We start from the raw sequence: 16,578 nt of genomic DNA, 5'->3' as shown, positions 1-16,578 counted from the left end.
TGGTGGCAGCATGGACGGGTGTCCAACTCGCCTGAAGTAGCCGAAGCACGCACTCATCCGTTCGCGGTCACCGCGGACGACATCGATGCGGCTGCCCGGCGAATTTCGGACGTCGTCGCGTCGACGCCGCTACAATACTGCGAACGGCTGTCCGCTGTCACCGGCGCGCACGTCTATCTCAAGCGTGAAGACCTCCAGATCGTGCGCTCGTACAAGATTCGCGGCGCCTACAACCTGATGGCCCAGCTGACGCCCGAGGAGCTGACCGTCGGAGTCGTCACTGCCAGTGCAGGCAACCACGCGCAGGGCGTCGCCTTCGCGTGCCGCGCGATGCAGGTGCAAGGCCGGATCTACGTGCCGGCCAACACGCCCAAGCAGAAGCGCGATCGGATCCGTGTGCACGGGGGCGAGTTCGTCGAGCTGATCGTCACCGGCGACACGTTCGACGCGGCTGCGGCGTCGGCTGCCGAGGATGTCGTCAGGACCGGCGCCACGATGGTGCCGCCGTTCGACGACCCGCGGACCGTGGCAGGTCAGGGCACGATCGCCGCCGAGATCGTCGAGCAGCTCGGCGCCGCTCCTGACACGGTCGTCATGCCGGTCGGAGGCGGCGGCTGCATCGCCGGCATCTCCACATATCTGCGCGAACGCTCCCCGTCGACGGCACTCGTCGGTGTCGAGCCGTCGGGAGCTGCGTCGATGACGGCCGCGCTCGTCGCGGGCGGTCCGGTGACGTTGTCGAACATCGATCCCTTCGTCGACGGTGCCGCCGTACGTCGTATCGGCGACGTGCCGTACGAGGCGCTGCGATTCCTCGGCGCCGAGGTCGTTTCGCACGCGTCGCTGCCCCTCGTGACTGTGCCGACCTTCCCGCGCACCGAGAACGCGTCGGGACCGTTCTTGATGACGCAGATCGACGAGGGTGCGATCTGCACGGCGATGCTCGACCTGTACCAGAACGAGGGAGTCATCGCCGAACCGGCAGGTGCGCTGAGTGTTGCTGCGCTGAACCAGATTTCGGTTGCGCCGGGTAGTACGGTCGTGTGCTTGGTGTCCGGCGGCAACAACGACGTGTCGCGTTACGGCGAGATTCTCGAACGCTCGTTGGTGCACCTCGGGCTGAAGCATTATTTCCTGGTGGACTTCCCGCAGGAGCCGGGCGCGCTGCGTCGATTCCTCGACGAAGTCCTCGGGCCCGACGACGACATCACACTGTTCGAGTACGTCAAGCGCAACAACCGGGAAACCGGTGCCGCGCTCGTCGGCGTCGAGTTGGGTCATGCATCGGGACTCAGTTCGTTGCTGGAACGGATGCGGTCGTCGCGGCTGCGCGTCGAACAGCTCGAACCGGGTTCACCGGCGTACAGCTACCTCACCTGATCGTCGGCGAGCAGGCGCTCGACCACCTTCTGGTGTAGCTCGGGTTCCACACCTGGCAGGTTCATCAGCGCATTCAGGTAGATCCCGTCGCCGACGAGTCTGACGATCTCGGCCGCGACGGGGTCGGTGATCTCGGCGCGAATCGCTTCGTCCCACAACCGCATGACCTCGGTGACGGCATCCTGGATCTCGCCGGGCGCGCCGTCGATGCTGCGCAGCACCGCGAGAGTCGATCGAAACAGATCGATCTCCTTCTCCGAGATGGTCTCCGGCGGTTGCAGGTACCACTGAGCGACGGTGGTTCCGCCCTGTTCGGCCTGCGCTCGCTGTGCGTCGGAACGGTCGCCGAGCCGTCGCACCATCGCCGCGATCATCGCGTCCTTGGTGTTGAAGTGATAGAGCAGTCCGCCCTTGGACACTCCGGCCTTCGCCGCGACGGCCTCGAGCGTCACCTTCGTCGATCCCTCGTCCAGCAGGAGCTCTTCGAGCGCGTCGAGTATTCGGTCTCGTGTGTCGCGTGACATACCGCCAGTGTAAACGACTGTACCGGCTGGACGGTCAGCTGCTACCCTCGGTGACTGTACCGGCTGGACGGTCGAGTCGCCGGAGTCATCCAAGGAGAACAAGTGAGTGAGTTGCGCACGCACGACGTGCAATCCGACGTCACGACGATGGCGACGAAGAAGGACTGGATCGGGCTGATCGTGCTCGCGTTTGCCGTGCTGCTGATCGCGGTCGACGGCACCGTGCTGGACCTTGCATTGCCGTTCATCAGCGCTGATCTTGCGCCGACGAGTAATCAGCTGTTGTGGATCATCGACGTCTACTCGTTCGTGCTCGCCGGCCTCCTGATCACGATGGGCACGTTGGGTGACCGCATCGGGCGGCGAAAACTCCTGCTCCTCGGCGCTGCGGGGTTCGGTATCGCGTCCGTCGTTGCCGGACTGTCGACGAGCCCCGACATGCTCATCGCGGCCCGTGTCCTGCAGGGGCTGTCCGGTGCGACGCTGATGCCCGCGACGCTCGGCCTGATCAGAACGATGTTCGCCGACGCCCGGCAACGCACCACGGCCATCGGTGTCTGGGGTGCGATGGCGGGCGGTGGGGCCGCGGCGGGCCCGCTCGTCGGCGGCTGGATACTCGAGCACTTCTGGTGGGGAGCTGTGTTCCTGATCAACATCCCCGTCATGGTCCTGCTGATCCTGTTGGGGCCGTTCGTGATTCCCGAGTCGAAGGATCCGAACCCGGGCAAGTTCGATCTCGTGAGCGCGGCTCTGTCGATGCTCGCGCTGGTGCCGCTGGTGTATGCCGTCAAGGAAACGGCGACGCACGGAGTCGGTGTCGTGAACGTGCTCGCCGCGGTGGTCGGTGTCGCCGCGGGCGTGGTGTTCGTCCGACGTCAGCGCATGCTCGACGACCCGATGATCGACCTGCGGTTGTTCTCGAACCCTGCGTTCTCGACGGCTGTCTTCACGAACTTCCTGTCGGTGTTCGCGCTCGCGGGTGTGCTCTTCTTCGGTGCGCAGTACCTGCAGCTGGTGCTCGGGTACAGCCCGCTGGAAGCAGGCTTGTTGATGTTGCCGGGTACGGCGTCGAGCATCGTGATGTCGTTGGTGGCCGCGTACCTGGTCCGAATCTGGCGTCCGGGAACGGTGTTGGCAGGTGGCCTCGCTCTGTCGGCGTTGGGCCCGGCACTGCTGTACGGCTTGGGGGTGAGCAGCGGTCCGGCGTTGTTCGTCGGTGGCTTCGTTCTCATCGGCGTGGGTGCCGGTGTCGCGCTGACGTTGACGTCGGACCTCGTCGTGGGCGCTGTCCCGCCGAAGAAGGCTGGCGCGGCGTCGGCGGTGTCCGAGACCGCCTACGAACTCGGCATCGCGCTGGGTGTTGCGGTTCTCGGTACCGTCGTCATGTCGTTCTTCCGTCGTGGACTTGACGTGTCGGGGCTGGACTCGGCGCAGGCCGCGACGGCGCAGGAGACGCTCGGTGGTGCCGTCGAGGTCTCACGGGGCATGCCGGAGCAGGCCGCCGCCCTGTTGGCCGATTCTGCGCACACCGCGTTCGTGACGGGTATGCACGTGGCTTCGGTGGCGACGGCCGTGCTGTTGGCGCTGACGGCGGTCGTCGTCGCGGTGCGCTTACGCACCCGTGCGCGCGTGGTTGGCCCAGGGGCGAACCAAGCGCGCACGGGCGGCTACGCCGCCAAGATCGTGAACGAATGACCCGGAACTCGCGTCGCGGCACCGGTTTCGTCCGAGATCGGCGGCTCCCACGACAGCAGTGGGGTGCCGCCGACCGGGACGGTCACCGTGTCGGGGGACAGGTTGCAGACCACGCGGAGCGACCCGCGATGCAGGACGATCCATTGCTCGTCCTCGTCGTAGTCGACCGTCAGGTTCTGGAGCCACGGATCGGTGAGGTCCGCGTACTGCTTACGGAGCGACAGCAATCCGCGGTACGTCTCGAGCAGGCGCGCATGGTCGCCGTCACCGAGTTCGGACCAGTCGAGCTTGGACCGCAGGAATGTCTGCGGGTCCTGCGGGTCGGGAATGTCGTCGGAATCCCAACCGTGCTCGGCGAATTCGGCCTTGCGACCTTCCGCCGTCGCCTTCCCCAATTCGGGTTCGGGATGCGAGGTGAAGAACTGGAACGGCGTCGACGCGCCCCACTCTTCGCCCATGAACAGCATCGGGGTGTACGGAGAGGCAAGCACCAGTGCAGCTTTCACCGCCAACTGCCCGGGCGTCAGATAGAAGCCGGGGCGATCGCCGGTCGCCCGGTTGCCGACCTGGTCGTGCGTCGTCGTGTACGTGACGAACGAACTCGCCGGTATCCGTCGCGTGTCGACCGGCCTGCCGTGCCTGCGCCCTCGGAAACTCGAGTACGTTCCGGCGTGAAAGAAGCCTTGCCGCAACGTGTTCGCGAGACCCTTGAGCGAGCCGAAGTCGCCGTAGTATCCCTGCCGCTCGCCCGACACCGCAGCGTGGATCGCGTGGTGTAGGTCGTCGTCCCATTGTGCGTCGAGACCGTAGCCGCCGCCCGAGCGAGGCGTGATCAGTGTCGGGTCGTTCAGGTCGCTCTCCGCGATGAGAGTGAGCGGGCGTCCGAGGTGCGCCGACAGGCGACGGGTCTCGATGGCCAGTTCCTCGAGCAGGTGCACCGCCGTGGTGTCCGCGATGGCGTGCACCGCATCCAGCCGTAGTCCGTCGACATGGAACTCGGAGAACCAGCGCAGCGCGTTCTCGATCGCGTACCGCCGGACATTGCCGGACTCGGCGCCTGCGTAATTGATGGTCTGGCCCCACGTGTTGGCGCCCTGGGACATGTACGGACCGAACCGCTCGAGATAGTTTCCCGACGGCCCGAGGTGGTTGTAGACGACGTCGAGGACGACGCCGAGTCCGCGGGCATGACACGCGTCGACGAGTCGTTGCAACCCGTCGGGCCCGCCGTACGCCTCGTGGACGGTGTACCAGAGGACGCCGTCGTAGCCCCAGTTGTGGGTGCCGTTGAATCCGTTGACGGGCATGATCTCGACAAACGTCACGCCGAGATCGACCAGGTGATCGAGCTTGTCCACGGCTGCGTCGAACGTGCCCTCGGGTGTGAACGTGCCGATGTGCAGTTCGTACACCACACCCCCCGGCAGCTGCCGGCCGGTCCATGCCGAATCCGTCCAGACCGAGGGGTCGACGCGATGCAGTTGCGACAGCTCGTGCACCCCCTCGGGTTGGCGCGGCGAGCGTGGGTCGGGGATCACGGCGTCGTCGTCGTCGAGCACGAAGCCGTACCGGCTGCCCAGCGATGCGTCGGCGTCGACGAACCACCATCCGCCCTCACGCTTCTGCATCGAGTGCAGCTCACCGTCCAGGTGCAGGCGGACGGTGTCGGGTGTCGGTGCCCAAACCTCGAAGCGGTGCGTCATCGGTCGGTGTCTCCTACGTTCTCGCGGACCAGGAGCGCCACGGGGAGCGCTGCGAACAGTTCGGTGGCGGATGCCTGCGCGGTGTACACCGTGTCGGTGAGGCGATCGCGCCACTGTCCCTGCGGGAGTACCACGGTGGTGTCTCCCCAACCCTCGTTCTGCAGGGTCGACGAGTGACGCGTTGCGAGTGCCATCACGTCCGGCTCACTCTGCTGCGGTCCGCGAGAGAATCCGACGACGTGTGCCGATGCCGATCCCGTCGCGTACACGGGCGCGTACGTTCCGCCGACGAAACTCGCGGGACGCTCACGACGCAGACGCAGCGCAGCCCGTACGACGCGGAACTTCGATGCCGCATCGGTGGTCTCCGGCCGAACGTCGTTGCCGGACAACAACTCTCGTCGAATCCGATAGTCCACCGGTCGCCGGTTGTCCGGATCGACCAGGGAGTCGTCCCACAGTTCGGTGCCCTGGTAGACGTCGGGAACGCCGGGTCCGACGAGCTGAAGAAGCTTCTGCCCCAGCGCGTCGCTGCGTCCGTGTACGTCGACTCGTGCGACGAGCATGGTCATCGAGTCGGCGACCGATCCCTGCATCACCGAGTCGAGCCATTCGTGCACCGACGACTCGAACGTCTCGTCGACGTCGTTCCATCCTGTGCGAAGGTTTGCTTCGCGCATCGCCTTCTCCGCGTATGCGTGAACCCGCTCGCGTAGTGAGTCGTCGATGGCGCCGTCGACCGGCCAGACACCGAAGAGGTTCTGCCACAGAAAAAGTCCGGTCGCGCCGTCGGGACTGGGAACCATTTCTTCCCAGTCCGCGACGCAGCGTGCCCAGAGTTCGGGAATCTGGGACAGGACGCCGATGCGTGCTCGGACGTCCTCGCCGCGCTTGGTGTCGTGCGTCGACAGGGTGGTCATCGCCGCAGGCCAGCGGTCCGCGCGGTCGGCGTTCGCCAGATGGAACTGCGCGGGGGCGACGCCGAAGATCGCCGGATCACCGCCGACTTCCTGCAACGAGATCAGCCGGGTGGCCCGGTAGAACAGGCAGTCCTCGACGCCCTTGGCTGTGACCGCGCCGCACACCTGCTCGAACCTGACCGCCGACTCACCGTTCGCCACCAGAGCCGTTGCGACAGCGTCGAGTCCGGCTTCGAGGTCGGGTCTGTTCTGCAACACCGTCCCGATGACGCGGGGGATCGTTCCCGCGAGGGGTGCGTAATCGGATCGGTAGTACGGCATGTGCGCCACCAGAGCGACGACGGCGTCCGTGACGGTCTCGGCGGAGATGTCGGCCTGTGATTCGCGCAGGATCGCGCGGGTGAGCCGGCGCACTTCGGGTGCCAGATCGCCTTGCGCGACAGCCGCTTTGAGCTCTCGTTCCGTGGCATGTAGCCACTCCGGATCGCTCGCGCTGCCCGTACGTGACTGCGACAGCTCGCCCAGCGCCGCGGCGCCTGCCGGATCGACGAACACGCCGCCGACGTCGGCAAGCGCGTCGTAGCCGGTCGTGCCGTCGACGGGCAGTGACGTGTCGAGCGGCTCGCCCCGCGCCAGGATCTTCTCGATGACGAGCCAGCGATCCTCGCCCATCAGCTCACGCAGCTCGGTCAGGTAGCCCGCGGGATCCGCGAGACCATCCGGATGGTCGACGCGTAGGCCGTCGACGAGATCGTCCGTCATCCACGACGCGATCTCCTTGTGGGATTCGGTGAAGACGTCGTAGTCCTCCTGCCGGAGCCCGGCGAGGCCGTTGACGGAGAAGAAACGGCGGTACCCGACGAGTCCGGCCCGCCAACTGACCAGTCGATACGCCTGACGGTCGTGAATCGTGGTCGCGTCACCGTCGTCGGTCCCGTCGGCGATGGGGAATCGGTGGTCGTAGTAGGCGAGCAGTGGCGCATCACCGGTGCGGTCGATCGTCAGCTCGTCCACATCGGAGTCCGAGCCGAGGATCGGCAGCGCGATCTTGCCGTCCACCCCGTTGTCGTCGGCCCAGTCGATGTCGAAGAAGCCGGCGTACTGCGACGCGCGACCGTTCCGCAGTACGTCCCACCACCACGCATTCTGCCGCGGATCCTCGACTCCGACGTGGTTGGGCACGATGTCGATCACGACGCCCATTCCGCGCGAACGCAGTTCGGCCGTCAGCGCTTCCAGTGCCGCTCGCCCGCCGAGGTCGGGGGAGACGATCGTCGGATCGACGACGTCGTATCCGTGTGTCGAGCCCTTGGTCGCGGACAGGACGGGGGACAGGTAGGCATGGCTGACGCCGAGGTCGTCGAGATAGTCGACGATCCCTCGGGCATCTTCGAGCGTGAACCCGTCCCCGCGCAGCTGTAGTCGATACGTACTGGACGGGATCGTCATGGGGTCAGTCCGTCTTTCGTAGAACGAGCAGTGACCGGGCGGCCACCTCGACGTGTGTACCCGCTTCGATGACATTCTCACTCACGCCGTTCGGCACGGCCGTGTCGAGCGCGACGGTCCATTCCTTGGCGTAGGCGCCGTCCGGCGTCAGGAAGTCGAGTGCCTCGTGATGTGCGTTGAAGCACAACAGGAACGAGTCGTCGATGACGCGTTCGCCGCGCTGGTCCGGCTCGGGAATACCCTCACCGTTGAGGAAGACGGTGAGGCTCTTGCCGAAGCCGCTGTCCCAGTCCTCGGGCGTCATCTCTTCGCCCGACGGCGTCAGCCAGGCGATGTCGCGCGCTTGCTCGCCACTACGAATCGGCCTGCCCTCGAAGAAGCGTCGGCGACGGAAAACCGGATGGTCGTTGCGTAGCGCGATCGCGGTCTTGGTGAACTGCAACAGGTCCGCGTTGCTCTCGGCGAGAGACCAGTCCATCCACGCCAATTCGGAGTCCTGGCAGTAGACGTTGTTGTTGCCCTGCTGGGTGCGCCCGAATTCGTCGCCGTGCGCGAGCATCGGCGTTCCCTGACTCAGCAGCAGCGTCGCCATGATGTTGCGGATCTGCCGTCCGCGGAGTTCGAGAATCTCGGGGTCGTCGGTCGGGCCTTCGACGCCGCAGTTCCACGATCGGTTGTGGCTCTCGCCGTCGTTGTTGTCCTCTCCGTTGGCCTCGTTGTGCTTCTCGTTGTACGAGACCAGGTCGTGCAGGGTGAAGCCGTCGTGCGCGATGACGAAGTTGATGCTCGCGCCGGGACGACGCCCGGTTGCCTCGTACAGGTCGGATGACCCGGTGAAGCGAGAAGCGAACTCGCCCAACGTCGCCGGCTCACCGCGCCAGTAGTCGCGGACGGTGTCGCGATACTTGCCGTTCCATTCCGTCCAGAGTCCGGGGAAGTTGCCGACCTGATAGCCGCCCTCGCCGACATCCCACGGCTCGGCGATCAGTTTGACCTGGCTGACGATCGGGTCCTGCTGGACCAGATCGAAGAAGGCGCTCAGGCGATCGACGTCGTGGAGTTCGCGAGCAAGCGTCGACGCGAGGTCGAAGCGGAAGCCGTCGACGTGCATCTCGGTCACCCAGTACCGCAGCGAATCCATGATCAGCTGCAACGTGTGCGGATGGCGGGCATTGAGGCTGTTGCCGGTGCCGGTGTAATCCATGTAGTGAAACGGGTCGCCGTCGACCAGGCGGTAGTAGGCGGCGTTGTCGATGCCGCGGAAGCTGATGGTCGGGCCCATGTGGTTGCCCTCGGCGGTGTGGTTGTAGACCACGTCGAGGATGACTTCGATGCCGGCATCGTGAAATGCGCGCACCATGGCCTTGAATTCGCTGACGGCCGCGCCTGCGTTGGGGTTCGACGCGTAGTCCGCGTGCGGCGCAAGGAATCCGAATGTGTTGTAGCCCCAGTAGTTTCGCAGACCCTTGTCGAGCAACGTCTGATCCTGCATGAATTGGTGCACCGGCATGAGCTCGATCGCCGTGATCCCCAGATCGAGCAGGTGATCGATGATCGCGGGGTGCGCGAGACCGGCGTACGTGCCGCGGAGCGACTCGGGTACGTCCGGGTGCGCGATCGTCATACCCTTGACGTGTGCCTCGTAGATGACGGTCTCGTGGTACGGGCGTTTCGGCGCGCGGTCGTTCTGCCAGTCGAAGAACGGGTTGATGACGACGGTCGTCATCGTGTGGCCGAGCGAGTCGTGCTGCGGGAAGTCGTCGCGCGGCGTCTCGTCGTGCGCGACGGGGTCGATGTCGACGATCTCCCCGTCGGGATCGACGAGATCCTCGGCGTCCTCGAACGGCTTCTCGTCCGTGTCCGGTTCCGCCGGAATCTCGGGTGCCGGGGCGTCGAGACTGTAGGAGAACAGCGACCGGTCGCCGTCGAAGTCACCCTCGAACGCCTTGCCGTACGGGTCGAGCAGAAGCTTGCTCGGGTCGCAACGGTGTCCGTTCGCCGGATCCCACGGTCCGTGTACGCGGTACCCGTACTTCTGGCCCGGCACGACCGACGGGAGGTACGCGTGCCAGACGAATCCGTCGGATTCCTCGAAGCGGACGCGTGTCTCGGTTCCGTCGTCGGCGATGAGGCACAGGTCGACTGCTTCGGCCACTTCGGAGAACAACGCGAAGTTGGTCCCGGCACCGTCGTAGGTGGCTCCCAGCGGATAGGCGGACCCCGGCCAGATTTCGATCGCGGGTGATTCGGTGGCGGTGTCCTCAGGCATGGATCAACCCTACTGTGGCCGGGTCGCCCCGGCTCACCACCAACCCGTCGCCGACGCCATCTTCCGCCCGAGTTCCGCGGTCAGAGTCCGCATGTACGTCGCAGTGAGGTGATGTTCGTCGCGATAGATCAGCACGTTGCCCGCAATCACACGACAGATGTCGACGTCGCACAGCGCGTTCGACAGGTCGAGGGGGAACACCGTCGGGAATCGGAACGATGCGGCGAGCGCGGGATCGATCGGGGACAGCGCATTGTCGCGGGGCATGCCGCACGACGTCGCCGAACCGCCGTCGGCGAGGCAGTCGATCGCTCGATACTGGACGCCGCCGCGTTCGAGCCACGGGTTGTCGCGCATCGCGAGCACGGGAATGCCGCGCGCCGACAGCTCGGACCACACCTGCAGATACCAGTCCGGGGTGTAGTCGCCCGGCCCGTCCTCGCGGGGGCGTGTCGATGTCGTGAACACGTAATCGGGCGAACTCTCTCCGAGCCTGTCGACGACGGTCCGGCTCCAGTCGAGACAGTCCGGATATTCGGTGTCGCCCAGCATCGGCATCGTTCCGAGGGTCAGCGAACATCCCATCTTCAGGTACGTCACGATGCGGAATCCGTGTTCGCGTCCGAGTGCGTCGAGCGCGGTGATCCAGTGCTCGGCGTGCGAACTGCCCGCCAGGACAATGGTGCGCGGCGCCGTCGTATCGCCGTACTCGCAACTGACGGCGTCCTTCGTCTCGAAGTCGGCGATGCAGCCCTCGATCGTCGTGATCGGCAGGTCTTCGGGAGCGGAGAAAAGGGACGGTGCGATGTCGGCGTCGTCGGCCTGGGCGCCGTCGGTGAGAACGAGCGCACCGGGATGCGTCGCGAGATCGTCGCCGTCGGCAGCCTGGAGCTTCGCGACCGTGCGATCGATGTAGAAATTCCAGCCGGTCGAGCCGACAACCACGACGGCAGCCAGGACCGCGGCGGTGGCGGTGATGGCGATTCGGGGAATGGACCTGGCCTTCGACTGCATCGGTTTCTCGACGAGCCGGACGGTGGCCATGGCCAGAAGCACCGACACGGCGATGATCGCGGCGCCGACGGGAATGCTCGCGGACGGCTCGCCGGTGACTGCGAGCCAGAAGATGAGGATGGGCCAGTGCCAGAGGTAGAGCGGGAACGCGATCGATCCGAGCCACAGGCCGACGCGGCTGCGCAGCACACGGGCGACGGGCGTCGACGGTCCCGCCACGATCAACGCAAGTGTCGCGAGAACGGGAAACAGTGCCCAGGGGCCGGGAAACTCACGGACGCCGTCGAGCACGAAACCGCACGCGACGATCGCGCTGATACCTGCCAGTGCGAGCACGGTCCGGCCGGTCCGCTTCGGCAGACCTTCCTCGTCCTCTGCCGTCGAGCCGCGGGCGGCGAACACCGCAGCCAATGCGGCTCCGGCCAGGATCTCCCAGAGACGAGCGCCGGTGTCGTAGTAGTTCCACGACTGCAGCCGCGTTGCGCCGTCCGCCGCGTACACGAAGGACAGAAGAGCGAATCCGGAGAACAGAACGAGGTAGACGCGGGGATCGGGGCTTGCGCGGTGAAAGCCCCGCGAGCGACGCAGGATCGCGGCGAGACCGAACACGACGACGATCGCGAGCAGATAGAACTGGAACTGCACGGCCACGGACCACAGGTGCTGCAGTGGGCTGACGTTCGGATCCGCTGCCAGGTAATCCTGCGACGTCCAGGCCAGTTCCCAGTTCGCGAAGAAGAAGACGCCCGACACGAGCTGATCCCCGATGTCCGCCCAGCGAGTGCGCGGAAACACGGTCACCGCCCCGACCGCGACTCCGGCGAGAACCAGCACGAGAGGTGGCCCGAGCCTGCGGAGGATTCGAGAGACACGGGTGAACGGGTTCAGGCTTCCGCCCGCCCGGGCGGTGCGGATCAGCGATGCCGTGAAGAAGAAACCGGTGAGCGTGAGGAAGACGTCGACACCGCCGGATACGCGACCCATCCAGACGTGGAACACGACCACGAGGGCGATTGCCACACCGCGGAGTCCGTTGAGGTCCTCGCGAACCGCAGCGTTCCCCTCGACCCGAGGCGCGGGCAGCTGAGGATCGGTGACGCCGACGGGGTGGCTATGGGCATGCATATGAGGGTGAAAACTCCGGCAGTCGGCGTGTATCCAGTACGGCGTTCAGTGGCTCGGGGACACGATACTGGTCCGTAGCCCTACGTGAACAATCAAGCAACGGGAGCTGACGTCGCGGCGGGAAGTGCGTGTATGGCGTCGACCAGCGGTGCGAGTTCGGGGACCTGGTGTGCCGAGGCGAGAGCGCTTTCGAGGACGTCGTCGTGCGTGGGGCGAGCTCGGTTCAACAACTGCCTGCCCTCCTCGGTCAGTTCCGTGTAGATGCCGCGTCGGTCGTCCTTGCAGAGAATGCGCGTGAGAATCCCGCGATCTTCGAGGCGGTTCACGAGACGAGTAGTCGCGCTGCTGCTGAGTGCCGACGCCCGGGCCAGCTGCTGCATGCGCATGTGCCATCCGTCCTGACGGCTCAATGCGTCGAGCACCGTGTACTCGACGACCGACAGCGAGTGCTCGGACTGCAGGGTCCGCTCCAGCTCGTTCTCGATGTGTGCGTGAAGGGCGGCGAGTGTCCGCCAGCCCTGTGCGCGAACGAGCGACGAGTCGTCTGCGATTCCCATGTCTGCTCCTGGTGCCGGTGAACGGGCCCGAGTTTAGCAGCTTGCGCGTTTATCGCGCGCGTGCAACTATTTACGACGCGTGTGCAACTACATGCACACGCTCTATATCTACTCACGCATCGATCGAGGGGTCTTTTCATGCCACTAGGGCTACTTGCTCTCGCCGTCGGAGGGTTCGGCATCGGGCTCACCGAGTTCGTCATCATGGGACTGCTGCCCGACGTCGCCGCGGACTTCGGCGTCACCGAGCCCGTCGCGGGCTGGCTGATCACCGGCTACGCACTGAGCGTCGTCGTCGGAGCGCTCGTGGTCACCGCACTCGTCAGCCGGTTTCCGCGCAAGAGCGTGCTGGTCGGACTGATGGGCCTGTTCATCGCAGGTAATTTCCTGTCGGCTCTCGCGCCGACGTACGAGGTGATGATGGGGGGACGCGTCGTCGCGGCGCTGTGTCACGGTGCGTTCTTCGGCATCGGCTCGGTCGTTGCCGCAGGCATGGTCGCACCGAGCAAGCAGGCGGGCGCCATCGCGATGATGTTCGCCGGACTTACCGCCGCCAACGTGCTGGGCGTGCCCTTCGGCACGTTTCTCGGCCAGACGTACGGCTGGCGGTCGACGTTCTGGGCCATCACGGTCATCGGGGTCGTCGCGCTCGTCGGCATTCTCGCTCTCGTCCCGGCGCAGCATGAATCGCAGGCCGACGCGAATCTGCGTCACGAGCTGCGCGCGTTCCGCGAGGTCCAGGTCTGGCTGTCCATCGCGCTGACGGTCCTGGGGTACGGCGGCATGTTCGGAGCGTTCACGTACATCGCGTTCACGCTCACCGATGTCGCAGGGTTCTCGACGACGTCGGTGCCGTGGCTGCTCGTGCTGTTCGGCGTCGGTTTGTTCGTCGGAAACTACGTGGGCGGCAAGGCAGCCGACCGCAGTCTCACCGGCACGTTGCTCGTCGTCCTCGCCGTGTTGACGGTCGTGCTCGTGTTCTTCGCGTCGACCGCGGAGAGCCAGATCGCCACCGTCGTGTCCCTGTTCCTGATGGGTGCGTTCGGTTTCGCGACGGTTCCCGCTCTGCAGATGCGGGTGATGTCGTTCGCGTCGGAGGCGCCGACCATGGCGTCGGGAGCGAACATCGCGGCGTTCAACCTGGGCAATGCCCTGGGTGCGTGGATCGGTGGAGTCACGATCACCGCAGGTCTCGGTTACACGTCACCCATCTGGGCGGGCGCGGTGATCACCGCCGCTGCTGTCGGCGTTCTGGTCGTCGCGACTGCGCTGCAACGGAATCGGGAGCTGGTGGCCGCGTAAGTGCTCGAACAAGGGCGGCGGGATCGTCGACTTGAAGGCAGGGTGGGTGTGATGTCCCAGTTGCCGGCCGCTGAACCGGAAATCCGGATGGGCGGGGAGCAAGTGGGACATGACTCCCAGCTGACGGCGGTTCGCTTTCCGCGCCCGGTCAGTTCTGTCCGAATGGTGCAGCGGCACAGCATCTTCGATCGTGCAACACTGACCCGATGCATTCCGCACATCGACAGCGCTCGTATTCCGTCCGGTTCGACTGGGGACTCACCGGAGCTTCTGCGATCGGGGCCGATGCCGACGTGGCGGTCGTCGTGGATGTGTTGTCCTTCACCACGACACTCTCTGTCGCCATCGACCGGGGCGTCGAGGTGTTCCCATACCGATGGCGAGACGACGGAGCCGAACAATTCGCCGCTGATCGGGACGCTGTCCTCGCTCTCGGTCGACGCGAAGCACGGGCATCCGATATAAGCCTTTCGCCAGGCACGGTCCGGTTCGCGCAGGGGCTGGCGAGATTGGTGCTCCCATCGCCGAACAGGTCGTCGATTGCGCATTCGTTGTCCGCTTCGTCCGGCGTGTGTATCGGCGCCTCCCTACGCAACGCGTCGTCGGTCGCCGAATGGATCTCTGCGAACTACCGCGATGGATCGGTCGTGTCCGTCATCGCAGCGGGGGAGCGCTGGCCCGATGGATCCCTGCGACCCTCGGTCGAAGATCTGTGGGGAGCAGGTGCGGTACTCGCCGAGTTGGTCGACCGCAGGCCGAGTCTCGAGGTGTCACCTGAGGCCGAAGTCGCTGCAGCGACGTGGAACTCGATTTCGGGCACGGTCGAGGCAAAGCTGCAGAGCTGTGCGTCGGGGCGCGAACTCGTTCTCGACGGGTATCCGTCGGATGTTGCCATCGCGGCCGAGGTGAATCGAAGCCGCTCTGTGCCGATCCTGCGCGACGACCGGTTCGTGAACCACAGGCGCGTAATGAATCACTGACGTTCCCGCGGCATACCCCGTCGACCCGTCGTCACCCTTTCGGATGCCTCCTGAGCTCCAATCCGATCTGCTCGGCATCCAACACGTTGAGCGCCTTCTCCAACGATTCCGCGTCGAACAAGCCGTCGTCGCGGGCGTCGAGCAGGGCAGTCCGCTGCGCGGAGATCTGCTCCCACCGTCCCTTCCCGTCGACCGCCGCCGCGGCCTCGCTGAGGAGGCGTCGAATTCCATCGCGTTGCGCGTCGTCCTCCTCCGTCTCCTCGGCGCCCGTCGGCGTCACCCAACCCACGACGCGTTTCAACGTGCCACCCTGCAGAAGCAGCGATCCGGTCGCGACCAGAAACGCGACGAAGACGAGCAGCGATCGCGCAGGCGTGTCCTCGGGAAGAGTCTGCGCGGCAGCCAACGTGACGGCACCACGCATGCCGGCCCACACGACGACGGTGCCGTCCCGCCAATCGAGAGGCGCGGCAAGGAAGTAGTCGATGTCGGCGAGTCCGCGGCGTATTCGAGTGCGGAAGCGAGCGATCTGACTTTCCGACGCCTGACGGCGTCCGCGAAACAGGTAGGTCTCACCGTCTCCGTCGAGGCGGCCTGCGGCGTCGTACAGCTTGGGCTTCAACCGTTCGAAACGAGCTGCACGTCGGCGAAGCAGGCGAATGAGCGGTGCGACGAATGCGGCGCGCACGAGGATGGTGACGACGAGGGCACCTGCGGCCACGAGTGCCGCTGTTCCGATGCCGCGGTGGTCGTCGTTCACGTCGGCGACGATCGTGGACAGTTCGAGTCCCATCGTCAGGAACACGGCGCCTTCCAGCACCAATTCGACTGCCCGCCAGTTCTGGGTGTCCGACAGCCGGTGTCGAGGCGACAGCGATCGAGGCGCGCCGTGGCCGGTGACGAGACCGGCGACGACCGCTGCGACGAGCCCGGACGCGCCGAGTTCCTCGGCAGGAACGGCCGCGAGGAAGGGGACGGTGAAGGAGATGACGGTGTTGACCGTCGAATCGGTGACCCTCGAGCGAATCTTCAGATTGAGATGCCCGACGACGAGCCCGATGACGGCTGCAACGGCGACGGCGAACACGAAGTCGCCGATGACTCCCAGTAGCGACACCGACGCGGCGGCACCGGCGATCGCGGTGCGCAGCAGCACGAGTGCCGTGGCGTCGTTCAAAAGACCTTCGCCCTCGAGAATCGACACGACCCGTTTGGACACCGGAAGACCGCGGACGATCGATGTCGCGACGGCGTCGGTCGGACTGACGATGGCGCCGAGCGCGATACCCCACCAGATGTTCAGATCCGGGATGACCCAGCTGAAGAACGAGCCGAGCACGATGGCGCTGACGACGATGAGCAGCACCGACAAGCCACCGATCGCGCCGAACTCGCGTCTGAAATCCATCGTCGGCATCGACACCGACGCCGAATAGAGCAGCGGCGGAAGCACTCCTGCGAGAATCCACTCGGGGTCGATCTCCACGTCGGGCACGAACGGCATCAAGCTGATGCCGATGCCGAGGAGTACCAGGAGCAGGGGAGCGGCGACGCCGATTCGCTCGCCGAGCATCGATGCCGCGGCGATCGCGAGCAGGCCTGCGACCATCACGATCAAAATGTCCACACCCGGATCCTTTCAGGAGAACAAGTCCAGATA

At 65.7% G+C, this 16,578-nt stretch carries 11 protein-coding genes; 4 read left to right on the top strand and 7 right to left on the bottom strand.

The annotated features are described in order from the left end of the window. Positions 1 to 18 precede the first annotated feature (18 nt). Positions 19 to 1,380, top strand: coding sequence for a threonine ammonia-lyase IlvA (ilvA, locus tag HQ354_RS00535; protein ID WP_222633989.1), 1,362 nt, complete (start codon positions 19 to 21; stop codon positions 1,378 to 1,380). Here the strand turns inward: ilvA and HQ354_RS00530 are convergent. Continuing rightward, complete coding sequence (locus HQ354_RS00530) at positions 1,368 to 1,904, bottom strand: TetR/AcrR family transcriptional regulator (RefSeq protein ID WP_222633988.1); 537 nt, start codon at positions 1,902 to 1,904, stop codon at positions 1,368 to 1,370. The two genes, ilvA and HQ354_RS00530, sit on opposite strands and share 13 nt — an antisense overlap. Positions 1,905 to 2,051: 147 nt before the next feature. Here HQ354_RS00530 and HQ354_RS00525 point away from each other — a divergent pair, with 147 nt between their 5' ends. Then, the gene (locus tag HQ354_RS00525) at positions 2,052 to 3,599 is read left to right on the top strand and encodes an MFS transporter (RefSeq protein ID WP_222634081.1); all 1,548 of its coding nucleotides are present in this window, start codon (positions 2,052 to 2,054) and stop codon (positions 3,597 to 3,599) included. On the opposite strand, the gene treZ is transcribed toward HQ354_RS00525, so the two are convergent. From treZ to HQ354_RS00500, 5 genes are all read right to left on the bottom strand, one after another. Beyond that, a complete protein-coding gene (treZ, locus tag HQ354_RS00520; RefSeq protein ID WP_222633987.1) occupies positions 3,572 to 5,302 on the bottom strand; it encodes a malto-oligosyltrehalose trehalohydrolase in 1,731 nt (576 codons plus the stop codon). The genes HQ354_RS00525 and treZ overlap by 28 nt on opposite strands. After that, positions 5,299 to 7,671 (bottom strand): malto-oligosyltrehalose synthase, encoded by a 2,373-nt coding sequence (gene treY, locus HQ354_RS00515; RefSeq protein WP_222633986.1) that lies wholly within the window; start codon positions 7,669 to 7,671, stop codon positions 5,299 to 5,301. The genes treZ and treY overlap by 4 nt, the downstream gene beginning before the upstream one ends. Positions 7,672 to 7,675: 4 nt before the next feature. Continuing rightward, complete coding sequence (gene glgX, locus HQ354_RS00510; RefSeq protein ID WP_068420726.1) at positions 7,676 to 9,940, bottom strand: glycogen debranching protein GlgX; 2,265 nt, start codon at positions 9,938 to 9,940, stop codon at positions 7,676 to 7,678. Between the two features lie 33 nt (positions 9,941 to 9,973). Further along, a complete protein-coding gene (locus tag HQ354_RS00505) occupies positions 9,974 to 12,079 on the bottom strand; it encodes an acyltransferase family protein (RefSeq protein ID WP_222633985.1) in 2,106 nt (701 codons plus the stop codon). Between the two features lie 92 nt (positions 12,080 to 12,171). Then, positions 12,172 to 12,636 carry a MarR family winged helix-turn-helix transcriptional regulator gene (locus HQ354_RS00500; RefSeq protein WP_068420730.1) on the bottom strand — a complete coding sequence of 155 codons (465 nt, stop codon included), beginning with the start codon at positions 12,634 to 12,636 and terminating at the stop codon, positions 12,172 to 12,174. 138 nt (positions 12,637 to 12,774) lie between these two features. Between HQ354_RS00500 and HQ354_RS00495 the strand changes: the two genes are divergently transcribed. After that, on the top strand, positions 12,775 to 13,938 hold the full coding sequence (locus HQ354_RS00495) for an MFS transporter (protein WP_068420732.1): 1,164 nt from the start codon (positions 12,775 to 12,777) through the stop codon (positions 13,936 to 13,938). 206 nt (positions 13,939 to 14,144) lie between these two features. Beyond that, positions 14,145 to 14,918 (top strand): 2-phosphosulfolactate phosphatase, encoded by a 774-nt coding sequence (locus HQ354_RS00490; protein ID WP_222633984.1) that lies wholly within the window; start codon positions 14,145 to 14,147, stop codon positions 14,916 to 14,918. 31 nt (positions 14,919 to 14,949) lie between these two features. On the opposite strand, the gene HQ354_RS00485 is transcribed toward HQ354_RS00490, so the two are convergent. Then, a complete protein-coding gene (locus HQ354_RS00485) occupies positions 14,950 to 16,545 on the bottom strand; it encodes a sodium:proton antiporter (protein WP_222633983.1) in 1,596 nt (531 codons plus the stop codon). Between the last annotated feature and the right edge of the window lie 33 nt (positions 16,546 to 16,578).

This window comes from Rhodococcus sp. BP-261 (genome assembly GCF_019835205.1).
In the GTDB taxonomy this organism is placed as follows: Bacteria; Actinomycetota; Actinomycetes; order Mycobacteriales; family Mycobacteriaceae; genus Rhodococcoides; species Rhodococcoides kyotonensis_B.
The sequence above is the reverse complement of the archived record's forward strand: the minus strand, read 5'-3'. Positions and strand labels throughout refer to the sequence as shown.

What these genes read in the sequence shown, in the direction of transcription:
- treZ (WP_222633987.1), bottom strand. Translation starts at nt 5,302, where the DNA reads ATGACGCACCGCTTCGAGGTTTGGGCACCGACACCCGACACCGTCCGC.
- glgX (WP_068420726.1), bottom strand. Translation starts at nt 9,940, where the DNA reads ATGCCTGAGGACACCGCCACCGAATCACCCGCGATCGAAATCTGGCCG.
- HQ354_RS00500 (WP_068420730.1), bottom strand. Translation starts at nt 12,636, where the DNA reads ATGGGAATCGCAGACGACTCGTCGCTCGTTCGCGCACAGGGCTGGCGG.
- HQ354_RS00490 (WP_222633984.1), top strand. Translation starts at nt 14,145, where the DNA reads ATGCATTCCGCACATCGACAGCGCTCGTATTCCGTCCGGTTCGACTGG.
- HQ354_RS00530 (WP_222633988.1), bottom strand. Translation starts at nt 1,904, where the DNA reads ATGTCACGCGACACACGAGACCGAATACTCGACGCGCTCGAAGAGCTC.
- HQ354_RS00495 (WP_068420732.1), top strand. Translation starts at nt 12,775, where the DNA reads ATGCCACTAGGGCTACTTGCTCTCGCCGTCGGAGGGTTCGGCATCGGG.
- HQ354_RS00525 (WP_222634081.1), top strand. Translation starts at nt 2,052, where the DNA reads ATGGCGACGAAGAAGGACTGGATCGGGCTGATCGTGCTCGCGTTTGCC.
- HQ354_RS00505 (WP_222633985.1), bottom strand. Translation starts at nt 12,079, where the DNA reads ATGCATGCCCATAGCCACCCCGTCGGCGTCACCGATCCTCAGCTGCCC.
- treY (WP_222633986.1), bottom strand. Translation starts at nt 7,671, where the DNA reads ATGACGATCCCGTCCAGTACGTATCGACTACAGCTGCGCGGGGACGGG.